Below are 17,294 nucleotides of genomic sequence, written 5' to 3'. Positions count from 1 at the left end.
ACTCGAGGCGGTCCCAAGACCGCCACCCGATTCAATGTGCAACGCCGTCGCTTCCGTTGCCGCCGTAGTCGCCACCGATGCCGCCGTAGCCGCCGCTGCCGCCCTTGCCGGGTTTGGCGGCCGGCGCCGTCGGGGCGGTCGCGTTGCCGCCGTCGCCGCCGTTGCCGCCCGTACCGGCGATCAGTCCGCCGTAGGCACCGGATCCGCCGGCCCCGCCTGTTGCGGTTCCGGAGCCGTCGACCACGGCGTTGCCGCCGGTGCCGCCCCGACCACCGGTTCCGAGAATGAGGCCGCCCGGGCCACCGGGGGAGGCGATGCCGCCTGTCGCGTTGCCATTTCCGCGGGAGTGGGCGTCGCCGCCGTTGCCCCCGCGGCCCCCGGTCCCGAGCACCGGGATGGCGCCGCCGAGATTGTTTCCGCCGGTGTTGCCGTTACCGCCCCACGCATTGCCGTCGGCATCGGCCTTGCCGCCGTTGCCGCCCGCCCCGCCGGTACCGACGACGGTGGCGCCACCGCCGCCGCCGCGACCGCCCTGTGCGCCGCTCTGGTTGGTCCCGGTGGCGGCTCCGCCGGTGCCGCCGCTACCGCCGGTGCCGATCGTGGTGTCGCCGCCCTGGCCGCCCTGGCCGCCAAAGGCGTTGGCAGAGCTGGTGCTGGCGGTTGAATCGGCCGCACCGCCGGTTCCGCCCGCGCCGCCGCTGCCGATGGTGGTGGTTCCGCCTGCCCCGCCGGCGCCGCCGATGGCGTCCCACTGCTGGGAACGGCCCACGCCGCCCGCGCCGCCTCCACCGGCGGAACCGCTGAACGATGACCCGCCGGTTCCGCCCGTGCCACCGGTGCCGCGGGCACTGGTGGATTCGCCGGCGCCGCCGATGCCGCCGGTGCCGCCGTTGCCGAAGACGGCGGCTCCGCCGCTCCCGCCGGCTCCGCCGACTGCCGCTTCACTGGTCGCCGATGCCTTGCCGCCGTCGCCGCCGTTACCGCCCTCGCCGTGCAGCCAACCGCCGCGACCGCCCGCGCCACCGGCTGCGGCGGTCGTGACCTTCACGACGTCGAACTTGTTGTCGTTGTCGCCGCCGGTGCCGCCGGCGCCGCCGTTGCCGAGGATGGCGCCGCCGGCGCCGCCGTCGCCGCCGTTGGTCGGTGTCGAGATCAGGTTCCCTACGGCGTCGTATCCGGCAGCCGCGCCGTTGCCGCCGTCGCCGCCGTTGCCGAGGAACAGGCCGCCGGCCCCGCCGTTGCCGCCGGCAACCGCAGCGGCGATCAGGGTTTGGCCGTCGTAGACGGCTTGAACGCCGTCGCCGCCGTCGCCGCCGTTACCGAAGAACAGGCCGGCGCTCCCGCCGTTGCCGCCGTTGGCGCCGTTGCCGCCGTTGCCCCACAACAGCCCGGCGTTGCCGCCGTTGCAGGCGCTGCCCGAGCAGTCCGAGGGGGCATCGAGCCCATTGCCGATCAGCCAGCCGCCGGGGCCGATGATCGGGGCAAGCGCGCCTGCCGCCGCCGCCAACCTCGACGCCGACACCGTCGTGGACCCGGCCGCGGGGTGCTCACCGCTGGAGTTGCCGTGCTCGAGAAGCCAGAACTGGTCGTCACTGGAAGGCTGAGATGGGCTCAGCGGGACGAGCGCTGAACCGGCCGAAAGCAACTGCACGCGAGCCGATATCGGGGTCGGCTCCGCGTAGGTCGAGAGCGTGAGGCCGCCCAGCACCGCGGCACCGGCCAACCCTGACAGGACGAACAGCGGAACCTTGACGCGAACAATCGGGTCGTGTTCGACCATGGCTTCCCCCAGTCCCAGTCACCCCGAGGAGCCACAAACCCCGAGATGTTGCCGCTGATGCCGCCGCCTCGGAATGATTCCGAAGCGGGGACAAACTGTGCGAAACGTTAGGGTGATCAAGCACTCCCGTCAAGCGCTAGGAGTTTGCTGACGACTCGATCGGTGGCCTACGGCCGGTTGGGCCATCACCCGAGGTGGCGCCACGTTCAGGGGTGCCGGTACGGCGATTGAGCATGCTTAGCCGGATCGGGGGCTACGTTTCGTCCCTGACACCCAGAGTCAACGACGTTCAGTCGGGAGGACGATGAGCACCGATACCGCTGTGCGCACCGCCGTGGTCTTTGTGCACGGCCTGCTCGAACGCCGACCGATGGACACCTTCGACGCCTTCGTCAAGACGGTGCTCGCCCCGCGCGACGGCCACCGGCAGTACCGTCCCGAGCCCATCGAGATCACCGACTCCTACGAGGCGCGCCGCTACGCCGTCGACTCGGTCGAAGCGGACCTGTTCGAGTACGACTGGTCGTTTCTCATGACGAGCAGCCGCTACGCCGGGTTCTTTCCCGCCGTCGTGCGGGTGTTCCTGCGCCGGCCGCGCCACGTTCCCGACCAGCTGTTCGGCATCTGGCGGCTGGCCTGGCTGGCACTGCTGGTCCCGGTGGCGGTGGGGGCGGGCCTGCTGCTCGTGGGTGGCTACTTCCTGCACACCGGGGTCGCCGGATGGATCATCGGGCTGGTCACCAGCGTGGTGGTGCTCAGCGTCGCGCTCGCCGTCCTTCGTACCGCGCCCCGGGCGTTGGCCCGCAGCTTCCTGACCACCGGCTTCGTCAACGTCGCCCGCTACTTCGACCCGGCGCCGGAATCCCATGTCGCCCGGCGCGCCATCCGCGGCGGGCTCGTCGACCTGCTGTCGACCCTGCAGCAGGGCCGCTACGCGCGTGTCGTCGTGGTGGGCCACGGCCTCGGCGGGTACATCGCCTACGACGCGCTGAGCGCCCTGTGGGCCGAGACGCACGAACTGCGTGCCCGGACCGCACCAGGGCTGACGTCATTGAGGTGTTTCGAGGCAGCCGCCGACGCGTTGGCGTCCGCGCCCGACCCCCAGGGGGCCCTCGATGCCTTCCGCGCCGCGCAACTGCAGCTGTGGCAAGACCTACGCTCGCAGGGAAACCCCTGGCGGACAACGGACTTCATCACCGTTGGAACGCCGATGGCGCTGGCGGATCTGTTCGTGGCGCGGCCGCCGATCGTGGCCGGGTTGCGCCGCACCGACCCGCGCCACGCGCTGTTGGACACCCTGGCCCGCCGGGGTGTCGTGGTCCGCTGCCCACCGCTTTCGGCGGCGTCGCCGGACACCACGAACACCCTGGATGGGTTGTCGCCGTTCGCGGTGACCCGATGGACCAACATCTGGTTCCCGGTCAGTCGGGGCAGCATCCGCGGCGACTGGTTCGGCGGGCTGCTGCGCCCGGTGTTCGGGCCGGGCATCCGCGACATCACGGTCAGCGGCAACCGGCCGCAGCGGCTGCGCCCGGGTGCGCCGCAGACCCAGTACTTCAAGTACCCCGACGCCGATGCCGACGGCGACGTGGCGATGCACCTGCGCCGGGCCCTGGCGCTGGACGACGACCAGATCATCGGCGCCTCGACGAGCGCGCCCGAACCCGACCCGGCCACCGTCGGGCGGGTGGTGCACCGATCCTGGCAGCGCAGCATGTGAGGCACGGTGTCGCGCCGAGGTGTTGTCGCTGGGAGGCGGGCACACATCAGCCCCGCCAGGATCGGGACTCGTGGGACTGATGAGGCGACACGTCGACCCGCCCCGAACGGTGTTCGGCGGCGGGTCGGCAGAGCGGGCGACGGGAATCGAACCCGCGTAGCTAGTTTGGAAGACTAGGGCTCTACCATTGAGCTACGCCCGCGTGCTTACGCGAGCCCAAATGTACCGGCGCCGACCAGATGAAATCCAATCGGCCCACCTGAAAGCGCGTCGTCGAGGTCGATTGCCGCTGAACAGGCTCATGCCCGTAGGATCGCGGGCGCAGCAATGCACAGCACCGGGGTGTAGCGCAGCTTGGTAGCGCATCCGCTTTGGGAGCGGAAGGCCGCAGGTTCAAATCCTGTCACCCCGACACGCCTGACCATGTCCCTATCAAGTCCCTACGTACGAAGACTGACCCGAGGAGTACCGAAGTGAAGAGCACCGTCGAGAAGTTGAGCCCGACCCGGGTTCGCATCAACGTGGAGGTGCCCTTCACGGAACTGCAGCCCGATTTCGACCGCGCATACAAGGAACTGGCCAAGCAGGTCCGACTCCCCGGCTTTCGTCCCGGCAAGGCCCCGGCCAAGCTGCTGGAGGCCAGGGTCGGCCGGGGCGCGGTGCTGCAGCAGGTCGTCAACGACGCCCTGCCCAGCCGCTACAGCGAGGCCGTCACCGCCACCGAGGTGACCCCGCTGGGCCAGCCCGAGATCGAGGTCACCAAGATCGAGGACGGCGAGGAGCTGGTGTTCACCGCCGAGGTCGACGTGCGGCCCGACATCGAGCTGCCCGACCTGAGCACCCTGACGATCTCCGTCGACCCCATCGAGATCAACGACGACGAGGTCGACGCCGAGCTGGAGTCGCTTCGCGCCCGCTTCGGCACCCTCAAGGGCGTCGAGCGGCCCGCCCAGGAGGGCGACTTCGTCTCCATCGACCTGTCGGCCACCGTCGGCGGCGAGGACCTGCCCGACGCGGCGACCGAGGGCCTGTCCCACGAGGTCGGCTCCGGTCAGCTGATCGACGGTCTCGACGACGCCATCGTCGGCCTGGCCGAGGGCGAGTCGAAGACGTTCACCACCAAGCTGGCCGCCGGCGAGCATGCCGGTGAAGAGGCCGAGGTCACCGTCACCGTCAAGTCGATCAAGGAGCGCGAGCTTCCCGAGGCCGACGACGAATTCGCGCAGCTGGCAAGCGAGTTCGACACCATCGCGGAGCTGCGCGAGAACCTCACCGAGCAGGTCAAGCGGCTCAAGCGCATCCAGCAGGCCGAGCAGATCCGGGACAACGCCCTGGAGCTGCTGCTGGAGAAGACCGAGGTGCCGCTGCCCGAGGCGATCGTGCAGGCCCAGGTCGACCAGACCGTGCACAACGCCATCCACGGCCTAGACCACGACGAAGACAAGTTCGCCGAGGCGCTCGAGGCCGAGGGCAGCTCGCGGGAGAAGTTCGACGCCGAGACCCGCGAGGCCGCCGAGAAGGCCGTCAAGACCCAGCTGCTGATGGACGCCATCGCCGACGACCTCGACATCCAGGTCGGCCAGAACGACCTCACCGAGCGGTTGGTCCTGATGGCCCGTCAGTACGGGCTGGAGCCCGCGCAGCTGCTGCAGATCCTGCAGCAGAACAACCAGCTGCCGGCGATGTTCGCCGACGTGCGCCGCGGGCTGACCGTGGCTGCCGTGGTCGAGGCGGCCACCGTCACCGACACCGAGGGCACCGTCATCGACACCACCGAGTTCTTCGGCTCGCCGGCCGAGGCCGACGAGACCGCCGAGGTCGATGAGACCGCCGAGGTCGATGAGACCGCCGGGCAGGACGAGGACGACACGAGTGAGGAAGCCGGCGAGTCTGCCGACGAGTCCGCTGAGCAGCAGGCCGAGAAGGCCGAATAACGCCGACAGCGAAAGCGCACTGTCTAAACCGTGCGCGGCGCGGCTGGTTGGTTAGGGTCGAGTAGTACGCAGTCTTGTAGAAAGCAGGTATCAAGTCGTGACTTATATGCGTTCGGGCATGCCAGGGCTGAACCTTTCTGACTCGGTGTATGAGCGGTTGCTCGCCGAGCGCATCATCTTCCTCGGCTCGCAGGTCGATGACGACATCGCCAACCGGCTGTGCGCGCAGATCCTGCTGCTGGCGGCCGAGGATCCGACCAAGGACATCTCGCTCTACATCAACTCGCCCGGCGGCTCCATCAGCGCCGGCATGGCGATCTACGACACCATGGTGCTTGCGCCGTGCGACGTCGCCACCTACGCCATGGGCATGGCGGCTTCGATGGGTGAGTTCCTGCTCGCCGCCGGCGCCAAGGGCAAGCGCTACGCCCTGCCGCACGCCCGCATCCTGATGCACCAGCCGCTGGGCGGCATCACCGGCGGTGCGGCCGATATCGCTATCCAGGCCGAGCAGTTCGCGCTCATCAAGAAGGAGATGTTCCGGCTCAACGCCGAGTTCACCGGCCAGCCGATCGAGCGCATCGAGGCCGACTCCGACCGAGACCGCTGGTTCACCGCCCAGGAGGCGCTGGAGTACGGCTTCGTCGACCACATCATCACCCGCGCCCACGTCAATGGAGTGTCCAATGCCTGATACAACGCCCTTTTCCCAGGCGGATCCGCGGTTGACGCCGCAGGCGCGCTACATCCTGCCGTCCTTCGTCGAGCACTCCAGCTGGGGTGTCAAGGAGTCCAACCCGTACAACAAGCTCTTCGAGGAACGCATCATCTTCCTCGGGGTGCAGGTCGACGACGCCTCGGCCAACGACATCATGGCCCAGTTGCTGGTGCTGGAGTCGCTGGATCCCGACCGCGACATCACCATGTACATCAACTCCCCGGGTGGCTCGTTCACCTCGCTGATGGCGATCTACGACACCATGCAGTACGTGCGTGCCGACATTCAGACGGTGTGCCTGGGCCAGGCGGCCTCGGCCGCCGCGGTGCTGCTGGCCGCCGGTACGCCCGGCAAGCGTCTGGCCCTGCCCAACGCCCGCATCCTGATCCACCAGCCGTCGCTGGGCGGGGTCATCCAGGGTCAGTTCTCCGACCTGGAGATCCAGGCCGCCGAGATCGAGCGGATGCGCTCGCTCATGGAAGAGACGCTGGCCCGCCACACCGGCAAGGACGCCGCGATCATCCGCAAGGACACCGACCGCGACAAGATCCTCACCGCCGAGGCGGCCAAGGAGTACGGGATCATCGACACCGTGCTGGCCTACCGGAAGCTCTCCGCGCAGAGCGCGTGATCGTCGGTCGCCCGGACCAGATCGCCGCGATCGCGGCGATCTGGTCCGGGCGTACACCGTCGCGGCACCTGGTGCGCTCTCAGTTGAATAACGGCGGCGACACGCCCAGGTGCAGCGGCGCGTCTCAGAGGGACGAGAGCCGCGTCAGGGGATATGTTCACCATCACGCACGAATACCACCGACGCGATTCCCCTTTATCTGTCGCACCGTGGCAGAGCAAGCGGGTAGCGTCGGAACCAGATGTCCGACCCAGACTCACCCAGCAACGATCGAACACTGACGGCGAAGGAAAGTAGGACCCGACGACCATGGCGCGCATCGGAGACGGCGGAGACCTGCTGAAATGCTCGTTCTGCGGGAAGAGTCAGAAGCAGGTCAAGAAGCTCATCGCGGGCCCCGGTGTCTACATCTGCGACGAGTGCATCGACCTGTGCAACGAGATCATCGAAGAGGAGTTGGCCGACGCCGACGACGTCAAACTCGATGAACTGCCCAAGCCGGCCGAGATCAGAGAGTTCCTGGAGAGCTACGTCATCGGCCAGGACACGGCCAAGCGGACGCTGGCGGTGGCCGTCTACAACCACTACAAGCGCATCCAGGCCGGCGAGAAGCACCGCGACTCCCGCTCCGAGCCGGTCGAGCTGGCCAAGTCCAACATCCTGATGCTCGGCCCCACCGGGTGCGGCAAGACCTACCTGGCCCAGACCCTGGCCAAGATGCTCAACGTTCCCTTCGCCATCGCCGACGCCACCGCGCTGACCGAGGCCGGCTATGTCGGTGAGGACGTCGAGAACATTCTGCTCAAGCTGATCCAGGCCGCCGACTATGACGTCAAGCGTGCCGAGACCGGCATCATCTACATCGACGAGGTCGACAAGATCGCCCGCAAGAGCGAGAACCCGTCGATCACCCGCGACGTCTCCGGCGAAGGTGTGCAGCAGGCGCTGCTGAAGATCCTCGAGGGCACCCAGGCCTCGGTTCCGCCGCAGGGTGGCCGCAAGCATCCGCACCAGGAGTTCATCCAGATCGACACCACCAACGTGCTGTTCATCGTGGCGGGTGCGTTCGCGGGCCTGGAGAAGATCGTCTCCGACCGGGTCGGCAAGCGCGGCCTCGGCTTCGGCGCCGAGGTCAAGTCGAAGGCCGAGATCGACACCCAGGATCACTTCGCCGAGGTGATGCCGGAGGACCTGATCAAGTTCGGTCTGATCCCGGAGTTCATCGGCCGTCTTCCGGTGGTGGCCTCGGTGACCAACCTGGACAAGGAATCGCTGGTGCAGATCCTGTCCGCGCCGAAGAACGCCCTGGTCAAGCAGTACACCCGGCTGTTCGAGATGGACGGCGTGGAGCTGGAGTTCACCGGCGACGCGCTGGACGCCATCGCCGATCAGGCCATCCACCGCGGCACCGGTGCCCGCGGCCTGCGCGCGATCATGGAAGAAGTCCTGCTGCCGGTGATGTACGACATCCCCAGCCGCGACGACGTCGCCAAGGTCGTAGTGACCAAGGAGACGGTCCAGGACAACGTCCTGCCGACGATCGTCCCGCGCAAGCCCGCTCGCCCCGAGCGCCGCGACAAGTCCGCGTAGGGCTTCTCGCTGAGCCTGCGTCTGTTCTAGTAGGCGACCACCATCGCGTGGCCGGTCGTCGCCCACGCTTTTTCGAAGGTGTCTATGGTCACCTGTTCGTCGGCGCCTTCGTCTGAACCGCTGTCGTTGAGGTGGACGATGCCGGCGTCCTTGTCGACGCCGGTGACGACGACGACGTGGTCACCGCCGGTCCGGTCACCGTCCTGATCCCAGATAGTCTCGGAGTTGACCGCGACGGTCACACCGTTGCCGGCGGCGAGATTCTGCTCCAGGGCCGGCAACCCAGTGGGTAGGCCAGAACTGGCCACACTCGCGTCGTCGGTGAAGACGGCGTGGATCCCGTAGTGCGCGAACAGAATCGGCTCGTCCTTATCGTCAGCGCCCTGCCCGGGGGTGTAGATCGGGGATCCATCGGATCCACTTGGGGTGGACTTGGCGAGCGCGATGATCTCCTCTTCGGAGGGTTTGTTGCCGGTCAGTTCGCCGACGACGTCGGCGACCGACATCATCACGCAGTCGTCGGCGGATTGCTGATCCCACCAGGTTGCGCTCGTGTCCGGATCGCCGGCAGGTTCGGCGTAGGCAACGCCGCCAGCCAGGCCCAGGCCGGCGATGCCGATCAGGACAGCGGCGGCGGTGGACCGGACGCCGTAGCGCCAACCGTCAGTGTTGTCAGCGAACACGTCGTCTCCTCGGGCTTTGGAGGTACGGATAGCCGAGACTCAACGCCGAGTCTCGCGACTAGCGTAACGGCGCGCGCAGCAAATTACCGTGCCTTCACCGCGGCTGTCCGGGAGCCCTCTCAGCCGGCGATGCGATCGGCCCTGCTGTAGACGTTCATCGATTCGCCCCGCAGGAAAGCCACCAGGGTCAGCCCCGACTGGGCGGCCAGGTCCACGGCCAGCGAGGACGGCGCGGACACTGCGGCCAGCATCGGGACGCCGGCCATCACGGCTTTCTGGGTGAGCTCGAAGGACGCCCGCCCGCTGACCAGCAGCACGGTGCCGCCGAGCGGGATGCGAGTGGTTTCCAGTGCCCACCCGATCACCTTGTCGACGGCGTTGTGCCGGCCGATATCCTCGCGCGCGGCCAGCAGCGTGCCGTCGGTGCTGAACAACGCCGCGCCGTGCAGCCCGCCAGTGCTGGCGAAAACCTTTTGTGCGGACCGTAATTGAGCCGGCATGGCGGTGAGAGTGGCGACGTCGACGGTCGCTGGGTCGTCGCCGGGTGGGTGCCGGCTGATCAGCCGGACCGCGTCGATGGAGGCTTTGCCGCACACCCCGCAGGATGAGGTGGTGTAGAAGTTGCGGGTGACGTCCACATCGGGCATCGGGACGCCGGGCCGCAGCGTCACGTCGAGCACGTTGTAGGTATTGGCGCCGTCCTCGCCGGCGCCTCGGCAGTAGCGCACGGTGAGCACGTCATCGCGGTCGGCGATGACGCCCTCGGTGAGCAGAAAGCCCTGCGCCAGTTCGACGTCGGAGCCCGGGGTACGCATCGTGACGGTCAGCGGCGAACCGTTGACCCGGATCTCCAGCGGTTCCTCGACAACGAGGGTTTCGGCCCGCTCGGTGGCGTTGCCGTCGGCGACGTGACTGGCCCGACGCCGGGCCGTCACCCGCCCCATGCCGCGCTGCTTCCCGGGTCCTGCTGGCCTGGCTCGTGGCCCCCGGGTTCCAGCCGGATCACCACTGCCTTGGACACCGGGGTGTTGGACTTGGCTGCCACGTGATCCAACGGCACCAGCGGGTTGGTCTCGGGGTAGTAGGCGGCGGCATTGCCCACCGGGGTGGAGTAGGGCACGACGAGGAAATCCTTGGCGCGGCGCTCCTGCAGATCGCCCCGGTGGTCGGCGAACTCGGAGACCAGATCCACCCGGCAGCCCGCGCTCAGCCCGAGCGCATCGATATCGGCCGGGTTGACGAAGATGACGCGGCGGCCGCCTTTGACCCCGCGGTAGCGGTCGTCGAGGCCGTAGATGGTGGTGTTGTACTGGTCGTGGCTGCGCAGGGTCTGCAGCACGAGCCGTCCCGGCGGCACCGGCACCCAGTGCATCGGGTTGACCGCGAAGTTGGCCTTGCCGGTCACGGTGTGGAATTCGCGGGAATCCCGGGGCGGGTGCGGCAGTTGGAAGCCGTCGGGCTGGCGCACCCGGGCGTTGTAGTCGGCGCAACCGGGCACGACGGCGGCGATCGCGTCGCGGATGGTGTCGTAGTCTGCGGCGAAGCTTTCCCACGGCACCGGGTGCGCGGGACCGAGCGCCCGGCGCGCCAGCTGGCAGATGATGGCCACCTCGCTGCGGACCTCGGCACTGGGCGGGGTGAGGCTACCCCGCGACAGGTGCACCATGGACATCGAATCCTCAACGGAAACAACCTGTTTGCGCCCGCCCACCACGTCGCGGTCGGTGCGCCCCAGGGTGGGCAGGATCAGCGCCGTCTGCCCGTGCACCAGGTGACTGCGGTTGAGTTTGGTCGAGACCTGCACCGTCAGTGCGCATGACCTCAGGGCGGCCTCGGTGACCGCGGTGTCCGGTGTCGCCGAGGCGAAGTTGCCGCCCATGCCGATGAACACCGACGCCTGCCCGTCGCGCATCGCCCGGATCGCGTTGACCGTGTCGAAGCCGTGCTTGCGGGGACTCACGATGCCGAACCGGGCATCCAGTGCGGCCAGGAAGGCCTCGGGGACCTTCTCCCAGATTCCCATCGTCCGGTCGCCCTGCACGTTGGAGTGTCCGCGCACCGGGCACACCCCCGCGCCGGGCTTGCCGATCATCCCGCGCAGCAGCAGCAGGTTGGTGAGTTCGGCGATGGTGGCCACCGAGTGCGTGTGCTGAGTGATGCCCATGGCCCAGCACACGATCGTGCGCTGAGAGGCCGCCAGCATGCCCGCGACCCGGTTGAGCTGTGCCGGCGCGATGCCGGTCGCCTCGGTGACCGTGTCCACGTCGACCGTGCGCGCTTCGGCGATGTACTCGTCGAACCCGTGGCAGTGCGCGGCGACGAATTCGCGGTCGATCACCGTGCCGGGGGCGCGGTCGTCGGCCTCCACCAGCAGCCGGCCCAGCCCCTTGAACAGCGCCAGGTCACCGCCGATGCGGATCTGCACGAATTCGTCGGCGATCGGCACCCCGTGCCCGACGACGCCGTTGACCTTCTGCGGATCCTTGAACCGGATCAGGCCGGCCTCGGGCAGCGGGTTGACGGCGATGATCTTCGCGCCATTGGCCTTGGCCTTCTCCAGGACCGAGAGCATCCGCGGATGGTTGGTTCCGGGGTTCTGGCCGGCGATGACGATGAGGTCGGCATGCTCGATGTCCTCGACGGTCACCGATCCCTTGCCGATGCCGATCGACTCCATCAACGCGGTGCCCGACGACTCGTGGCACATGTTGGAACAGTCCGGCAGGTTGTTGGTGCCGAAGCTGCGGACCAGCAACTGGTAGAGGAACGCCGCCTCGTTGCTGGTGCGTCCCGAGGTGTAGAACACCGCCTCGTCCGGGGAACTCAGGGCGCCCAGGTGCTCGGCGATGATCGCGAAGGCGCCGTCTTCGCCGTCCCAACTTATCGGCCGGTAGTGCTGGTCACCGGGCCGCAACACCATCGGATGAGTCAGCCGGCCCTGCTGGGACAGCCAGTACTCCGGCTTGTCGGCCAGCTCGGCCACCGAATGGCGGGCGAAGAAATCGGGGGTCACCCGGCGTTTGGTGGCCTCCTCGGCGACCGCCTTGGCCCCGTTCTCGCAGAACTCGGCCAGCTTGCGCCCGCCGTGCTCCTCCGGCCAGGCGCAGCCCGGGCAGTCGAATCCGTGGCGCTGATTCAGCCGCGAGAGCGCTTCCACGGTGCGTACCGCGCCCATCTCGGCCATCCCGCGTCGCAACGCCACCAGCACCGCCGGGACCCCGGCCGCCTCGCTCTTGGCAGCCCCCACCTGGACGGCGTGCTCGTCGTAGTCGGCGGGGAAATCGCGGTCGCTGCTCATAACCTTCAAATCTAGGCCTGAGCGGACGTTCAGCACTACTTGCGTCGACCGGTGCGGGCGCGGCGTCGTTTGCCCCGGCAGCGCCGTTGTGACGTTGTTCCCGATCAGCCGCATTCTGTCGGTGACGCGGGCGTAACAAGTTCGGCATCGAAGGTACCTACTGTGGGCCGGTCACACGTCCGCGAAGCAGACGCGGGTGTCTTGGGTGTAGAGGAAAAACAGTTGAGCGGAAACGCGGTGCGCCTTCAGGCGATCAACAACGTCGAGGCTTACGAGCCCCCGGCGATCAGCTTTGACCCGAGCGAAGAGCCGGGGGAGATCTTCGGGTCGAACGTCTTCACGCTCGCCGAGATGCGGCTGCGGCTGCCCAAGTCGGTGTACAAGTCCGTCGCCGCGAGCATTGAGAAGGGTGCCAAGCTCGACCCGTCGGTGGCCGACTCCGTCGCCTCGGTGATGAAGGACTGGGCGCTGTCCAAGGGGGCCACCCACTACGCGCACGTGTTCTACCCGATGACCGGCCTGACCGCCGAGAAGCACGACAGCTTCCTGGAGCCGGTCTCCGACGGCCAGACGCTGGCCGAGTTCGCCGGCAAGACCCTGATCCAGGGCGAGCCCGATGCCTCCAGCTTCCCCTCCGGTGGGCTGCGCAGCACGTTCGAGGCCCGCGGCTACACCGGCTGGGACGTCACCAGCCCGGCCTACATCCTGGAGAACCCGAACGGCAACACGCTGTGCATCCCCACCGTCTTCGTGTCGATGACCGGTGAGGCGCTGGACTACAAGACGCCGCTGCTGCGCAGCCAGCAAGCGATGGGCGCGCAAGCCGAGCGCATCCTGAAGCTGTTCGGCCACAAGGATTTCGATCACATCGTGTCGTTCTGCGGTCCTGAGCAGGAGTACTTCCTGGTCGACCGGCACTTCTTCCTCGCCCGCCCCGATCTGATCAACGCGGGCCGCACGCTCTTCGGCGCCAAGCCGCCCAAGGGCCAGGAGTTCGACGACCACTACTTCGGCGCCATCCCGGACCGGGTGCTGGCCTTCATGATGGACACCGAGCGTGAGCTGTTCAAGCTCGGTATCCCGGCCAAGACCCGCCACAACGAGGTCGCACCCGGCCAGTTCGAGATCGCCCCGATGTTCGAGCGGGCCAATATCGCCGCCGACCATCAGCAGCTGCTGATGACGACGTTCAAGACGATCGCCAAGAAGCACGGGATGGAGTGCCTGTTCCACGAGAAGCCGTTCGCCGGTGTCAACGGATCGGGCAAGCACGTCAACTTCTCGATGGGCAACGCACAGTTCGGCAGCCTGCTGGTGCCCGGTGACACCCCGCATGAGAACGCCCAGTTCCTGGTGTTCTGCGCGGCGGTGATCCGCGCCGTGCACAAGTTCGCGGGTCTGCTGCGGGTGTCGGTGGCCTCGGCCACCAACGACCACCGGCTCGGCGCCAACGAGGCTCCGCCGGCGATCATCTCGATCTTCCTCGGCGATCAGCTGGCCGACGTGTTCGAGCAGATCGCCAAGGGCGCGGCGACGTCGTCCAAGGGCAAGGGCTCGATGATCATCGGTGTCGACACCCTTCCCGAGTTGCCGACCGACCCGGGTGACCGCAACCGCACCAGCCCGTTCGCCTTCACCGGCAACCGCTTCGAGTTCCGTGCCCCGGGCTCGGGCCAGACCATCAACGTGCCGATGATCATTCTCAACACGATCATGGCCGACTCGCTGGACTACATGGCCACGGCGCTGGAGACGGCAGTCGAAGGTGGGGAGGCCTTCGAGTCGGCGGTGCAGAAGCTGCTCACCGAGATCATCACCGAGCACGGTGCGGTTGTGTTCAACGGCGACGGCTACTCGGAGAATTGGCAGATCGAGGCGGCCGAGCGTGGTCTGCCGAATCTCAAGACCACGCTGGATGCCATCCCGCAGCTCGTCACCCCGGAAGCCATCGAGGTGTTCGAGAAGTACGGCGTGTTCAACGCGCGCGAGCTGCACAGCCGGGTCGAGGTCCGCTACGAGACCTACGCTCTGACGGTCGGTGTCGAGGCCAAGCTGACGCTGGAGATCGGGTCGACGGTGGTTCTGCCCGCCGCCATCCGCTACCAGACCGAGCTGGCGCAGAACGTCGCCACCCTCAAGGCGGCCGGAATCGAGCCCGATACGACTCTGCTGCACGCAGTTTCGGCGCCGATCTCGGAGCTGACCGCGGCGTTGGCGGCCCTCAAGGAAGGGCTGGCCGCGCACGGCGGCGAATCCGCTGCCGAGGAAGCTGCGCACGCCAAGAGTCTGTTGCCGTTGATGGACGCGGTGCGGGCGGCGGCCGACGGCCTGGAAGGCATTGTGGCCGACGACCTCTGGCCGTTGCCGACCTACCAGGAGATGCTCTACATCCTCTGACGGTTCGGACCGCTCAACCTCGCCACGGGTTGGCCCCGGCATCCCAGCGCTTCTGGATGTCGGGGTACACCGTGGTCTGGTCGTTGGGCACCGCGTTCTTCGCCGCACGCGTGCGCTCGTCGGCAAGTACCTCGGGCGCTCCGCGTTCGATGGCGTCCATGGTCTGGGCGGCCACGTCTTCGGGTGCGATCTTCGGGGTGCTGATCACCGCGGCCATGTCGGTGTCGATGTAGCCGGCGTGGACGCCGACCACATGCGTGCCCTGGCCGTGCAATTCGATGCGCAGGGCATTGGTCAGCGCCCACTGGGCCGACTTGGAGGCGCAGTAGGACGCGTTGAACGGCGAGGCGAAGAAGCTCACCACCGAGAGCATGTTCACCAGCGCGCTGCCGTTGGGGTGCGCGGCCAGCACTGGGGCGAATGCCCGCGCCATCGCCAGCGTGCCGAAGTAGTTCGTCTCCATCTCGATCCGGGCAGCGCCGGGGTTCTCGGCGCTCAGAAATGGTGACTGCAGCATGGCGCCGGCATTGTTGATCAGGACCGACACGTCCGGGCACGCCTGCGCCGCGGCGCGCACGGCGTCCTCGTCGGTGATGTCGAGGGCGATGGGGACCACTCGCGGATCGTCGAACGCGACGCTGCGGGGGTCGCGCGCGGCGGCATAGACCTTGGTGGCGCCGCGGTCCAGCAGTGCCTGCGTGAATGCCCGTCCCAGGCCACGGTTGGCCCCGGTGACCAGTGCGATGGTTCCGTTGAGTGTGATGCCGCGCGCTGCTGCCATGTCTGCTCCCCATGTTGGCTTCCGGGACCAACAACGCGGGACACGCGGCAGGTGTTACCCGCGCGGGCGGAGTTTTTCGACGCGCTCCGTCATGGCCGCGGCACTTCGTGGGCGTCGGGTCTCGCAGGAACTAGCGGGGCGTCAACGCGAACAATCGCAGTTCCCGGTCGGTGCGGGTCCGATAGGACTGGTACATCGGATAGTTCAGGAAGCGCTGCAGTCCCCGGTCCCGCTCGGGCCCGGTCAGCGGGACGGCAATCACCGGTACCTCGACTCCGTTGATCGCCACGACGGCCTCGGGGTTGGCTAACAGGTTCGCCGTCCATCCCGGGTGGTGCTGCTGGCCGAAGTTGCTGCCGAGCACGAGTAACCGGTCGCCGTCCCGCAGGTAGCTCAACGCCGCCAGCCGCGGCTGGCCTGACTTGCGGCCTGTCGTGGTCAGCAGCAGCTCGGGTAGCGAGGTTGGGCCGAACAGGGTGTATTTCCCGCCGGTGGCCTTCAGCACGCGACGGTCGAGTGGCACCAGCAGCCTGATCACCCGCGAGCCCAGCGGCGAGGACGCGACCGCAAGGAACGGCTTGAACAGCGGTGAGATGGCTTCGTTGCCCCAGTGGGCATCGGGGAAGGAGTGCGGCACCCTGCCATGGTGCCCGACCCCGAGGCGGCGGAATGCCCGTCTCGATAACCTGCCCGGGTGAGCACGACGAGTCGTTGATTCGGTCAATTCGCGACTAGCATCTCGCGCCGACGGCGACGATGGATGCGCCGACGGTGATGAGGAGATCAACCGGTGCCTGCGCAGCGCGAGCTCGTCCCGGGCGTGACTGTGCTGGGCAACCTGGCCATCGACGTCATCAACGGCGGACCCAAGACCCCCGGCGGCTGTGCGTCCTTCGCCGGGGTCGCTCTGGAGGCCGCGGGTGTTCGCGGCGGCATCGCGGCCCTGGCCGCCGCCGTTGACCGGCCGCTGTTCAACCCGTTGCTCGAGCGGTTCGGCTCGATGATCCAGATTCTGCCCGCCGAACGGACGAGTTCGTTCCGGCTCGACTACGAAGACGTCGACCACCGCCGGATGTCCGTCGAGGCGATCGGCCCGGTGTGGGGCCCCGCCGAGATCGGATCCGCCGACCCGGCCACCACATGGGTGCATCTGGCACCGCTGCTGCGCACCGACTTCCCGGCGTCCACCCTGGCGCTGCTGGCCGATCGCGGCCATCGCGTCGCCTACGACGGGCAGGGCCTGGTGCGCGCCGACCAGCTGGGCCCCCTGGTCGTGGATCGGCACTATCCGGCCGAGCTGCTGCGCCACATCGACATCCTCAAGCTCGCCGAGGACGAGGCGGTCATCGTCGCCGACGGCCGGTTCGACGAAGAAACCGCGGCTCGACTCGGGGTCCCGGAGATCCTGGTGACCTACGGGTCCGAGGGGTGCGACATCTATACCGGCGACTCGTGCGTCCGGGTTCCGGCCGCCTGGCGGGTCGAGGGCGTGCAGACCACCGGGGCGGGGGACATGTTCACCACCTGTTACGTGGCCAATAGAGCGGCGGGCGCCGACCCGCGCGCGGCCGCCAAGGACGCCAGCGAGCTCGTTGCCACCGAACTCGAGAAGCGGTTCCCAGCCCGACCCTGACTCTGGCTTACTCCCGAGTAACCGTAAATCTTAGAGAACGGGATTCTCGGCGAGTGACGAACGACACACTTCTGTCTCATCCCGTTGTCGATCATGCGCGTGAGCTGTGGGTTCAGCGGATCTTGGGCG

At 68.0% G+C, this 17,294-nt stretch carries 13 protein-coding genes and 2 tRNA genes; 8 read left to right on the top strand and 7 right to left on the bottom strand.

Annotated features, from left to right (window positions below):
- Nucleotides 1–31: 31 nt before the first annotated feature.
- Nucleotides 32–1,780 carry a hypothetical protein gene (locus tag ADBZ9K_RS08140; RefSeq protein WP_526619573.1) on the bottom strand — a complete coding sequence of 583 codons (1,749 nt, stop codon included), beginning with the start codon at nt 1,778–1,780 and terminating at the stop codon, nt 32–34.
- A 304-nt stretch (nt 1,781–2,084) separates the two neighbouring features.
- Here ADBZ9K_RS08140 and ADBZ9K_RS08135 point away from each other — a divergent pair, with 304 nt between their 5' ends.
- Complete coding sequence (locus ADBZ9K_RS08135) at nt 2,085–3,500, top strand: hypothetical protein (RefSeq protein WP_526619572.1); 1,416 nt, start codon at nt 2,085–2,087, stop codon at nt 3,498–3,500.
- A gap of 131 nt (nt 3,501–3,631) precedes the next feature.
- Here ADBZ9K_RS08135 and ADBZ9K_RS08130 read toward each other — a convergent pair.
- Nucleotides 3,632–3,702: transfer RNA gene (locus ADBZ9K_RS08130), tRNA-Gly, on the bottom strand.
- 136 nt (nt 3,703–3,838) lie between these two features.
- On the opposite strand from ADBZ9K_RS08130, the gene ADBZ9K_RS08125 reads away from it, so the two are divergent.
- The 5 genes from ADBZ9K_RS08125 to clpX all read left to right on the top strand — a co-directional run bounded on the left by ADBZ9K_RS08125 (nt 3,839) and on the right by clpX (nt 8,373).
- Nucleotides 3,839–3,912 (top strand) — tRNA-Pro (locus tag ADBZ9K_RS08125).
- A 61-nt stretch (nt 3,913–3,973) separates the two neighbouring features.
- On the top strand, nt 3,974–5,434 hold the full coding sequence (gene tig / locus ADBZ9K_RS08120; protein WP_526619571.1) for a trigger factor: 1,461 nt from the start codon (nt 3,974–3,976) through the stop codon (nt 5,432–5,434).
- A 106-nt stretch (nt 5,435–5,540) separates the two neighbouring features.
- Nucleotides 5,541–6,128, top strand: a complete 588-nt coding sequence (locus ADBZ9K_RS08115; protein WP_526620827.1) for a ClpP family protease — start codon at nt 5,541–5,543, stop codon at nt 6,126–6,128.
- Nucleotides 6,121–6,783, top strand: coding sequence for a ClpP family protease (locus ADBZ9K_RS08110; protein ID WP_526619570.1), 663 nt, complete (start codon nt 6,121–6,123; stop codon nt 6,781–6,783). Before ADBZ9K_RS08115 ends, ADBZ9K_RS08110 begins: the two co-directional genes overlap by 8 nt.
- Nucleotides 6,784–7,092: 309 nt before the next feature.
- Entirely contained in the window at nt 7,093–8,373 is a 1,281-nt protein-coding gene (clpX, locus tag ADBZ9K_RS08105; RefSeq protein WP_526619569.1) for an ATP-dependent Clp protease ATP-binding subunit ClpX, read from the top strand.
- A 26-nt stretch (nt 8,374–8,399) separates the two neighbouring features.
- Here the strand turns inward: clpX and ADBZ9K_RS08100 are convergent, their stop codons facing one another.
- The 3 genes from ADBZ9K_RS08100 to ADBZ9K_RS08090 form a co-directional block, all read right to left on the bottom strand.
- Nucleotides 8,400–9,056, bottom strand: coding sequence for a C39 family peptidase (locus tag ADBZ9K_RS08100; protein ID WP_526619568.1), 657 nt, complete (start codon nt 9,054–9,056; stop codon nt 8,400–8,402).
- 119 nt (nt 9,057–9,175) lie between these two features.
- A complete protein-coding gene (gene fdhD / locus ADBZ9K_RS08095; RefSeq protein ID WP_526619567.1) occupies nt 9,176–10,000 on the bottom strand; it encodes a formate dehydrogenase accessory sulfurtransferase FdhD in 825 nt (274 codons plus the stop codon).
- Entirely contained in the window at nt 9,988–12,354 is a 2,367-nt protein-coding gene (locus ADBZ9K_RS08090; RefSeq protein ID WP_526619566.1) for an FdhF/YdeP family oxidoreductase, read from the bottom strand. Before ADBZ9K_RS08090 ends, fdhD begins: the two co-directional genes overlap by 13 nt.
- A gap of 222 nt (nt 12,355–12,576) precedes the next feature.
- Here ADBZ9K_RS08090 and ADBZ9K_RS08085 point away from each other — a divergent pair, with 222 nt between their 5' ends.
- Entirely contained in the window at nt 12,577–14,751 is a 2,175-nt protein-coding gene (locus tag ADBZ9K_RS08085; RefSeq protein WP_526619565.1) for a glutamine synthetase III family protein, read from the top strand.
- 13 nt (nt 14,752–14,764) lie between these two features.
- Here the strand turns inward: ADBZ9K_RS08085 and ADBZ9K_RS08080 are convergent, their stop codons facing one another.
- Together ADBZ9K_RS08080 and ADBZ9K_RS08075 are read right to left on the bottom strand one after the other, a co-directional pair.
- Nucleotides 14,765–15,532 carry an SDR family oxidoreductase gene (locus tag ADBZ9K_RS08080; protein ID WP_526619564.1) on the bottom strand — a complete coding sequence of 256 codons (768 nt, stop codon included), beginning with the start codon at nt 15,530–15,532 and terminating at the stop codon, nt 14,765–14,767.
- Between the two features lie 130 nt (nt 15,533–15,662).
- Nucleotides 15,663–16,169 (bottom strand): nitroreductase family deazaflavin-dependent oxidoreductase, encoded by a 507-nt coding sequence (locus ADBZ9K_RS08075; RefSeq protein WP_526619563.1) that lies wholly within the window; start codon nt 16,167–16,169, stop codon nt 15,663–15,665.
- 183 nt (nt 16,170–16,352) lie between these two features.
- Between ADBZ9K_RS08075 and ADBZ9K_RS08070 the strand changes: the two genes are divergently transcribed.
- Entirely contained in the window at nt 16,353–17,165 is an 813-nt protein-coding gene (locus ADBZ9K_RS08070; RefSeq protein ID WP_526620825.1) for a PfkB family carbohydrate kinase, read from the top strand.
- Nucleotides 17,166–17,294 lie beyond the last annotated feature (129 nt).

The organism is Mycobacterium sp. (genome assembly GCF_965229265.1).
GTDB lineage: Bacteria > Actinomycetota > Actinomycetes > Mycobacteriales > Mycobacteriaceae > Mycobacterium.
The sequence above is the reverse complement of the archived record's forward strand: the minus strand, read 5'-3'. Positions and strand labels throughout refer to the sequence as shown.

Excerpts from the sequence above, each read along its gene's own strand:
- ADBZ9K_RS08140 (WP_526619573.1), bottom strand. The coding sequence starts at position 1,780 with ATGGTCGAACACGACCCGATTGTTCGCGTCAAGGTTCCGCTGTTCGTC.
- ADBZ9K_RS08135 (WP_526619572.1), top strand. The coding sequence starts at position 2,085 with ATGAGCACCGATACCGCTGTGCGCACCGCCGTGGTCTTTGTGCACGGC.
- fdhD (WP_526619567.1), bottom strand. The coding sequence starts at position 10,000 with ATGGGGCGGGTGACGGCCCGGCGTCGGGCCAGTCACGTCGCCGACGGC.
- ADBZ9K_RS08080 (WP_526619564.1), bottom strand. The coding sequence starts at position 15,532 with ATGGCAGCAGCGCGCGGCATCACACTCAACGGAACCATCGCACTGGTC.
- ADBZ9K_RS08110 (WP_526619570.1), top strand. The coding sequence starts at position 6,121 with ATGCCTGATACAACGCCCTTTTCCCAGGCGGATCCGCGGTTGACGCCG.
- ADBZ9K_RS08090 (WP_526619566.1), bottom strand. The coding sequence starts at position 12,354 with ATGAGCAGCGACCGCGATTTCCCCGCCGACTACGACGAGCACGCCGTC.
- ADBZ9K_RS08115 (WP_526620827.1), top strand. The coding sequence starts at position 5,541 with ATGCGTTCGGGCATGCCAGGGCTGAACCTTTCTGACTCGGTGTATGAG.
- clpX (WP_526619569.1), top strand. The coding sequence starts at position 7,093 with ATGGCGCGCATCGGAGACGGCGGAGACCTGCTGAAATGCTCGTTCTGC.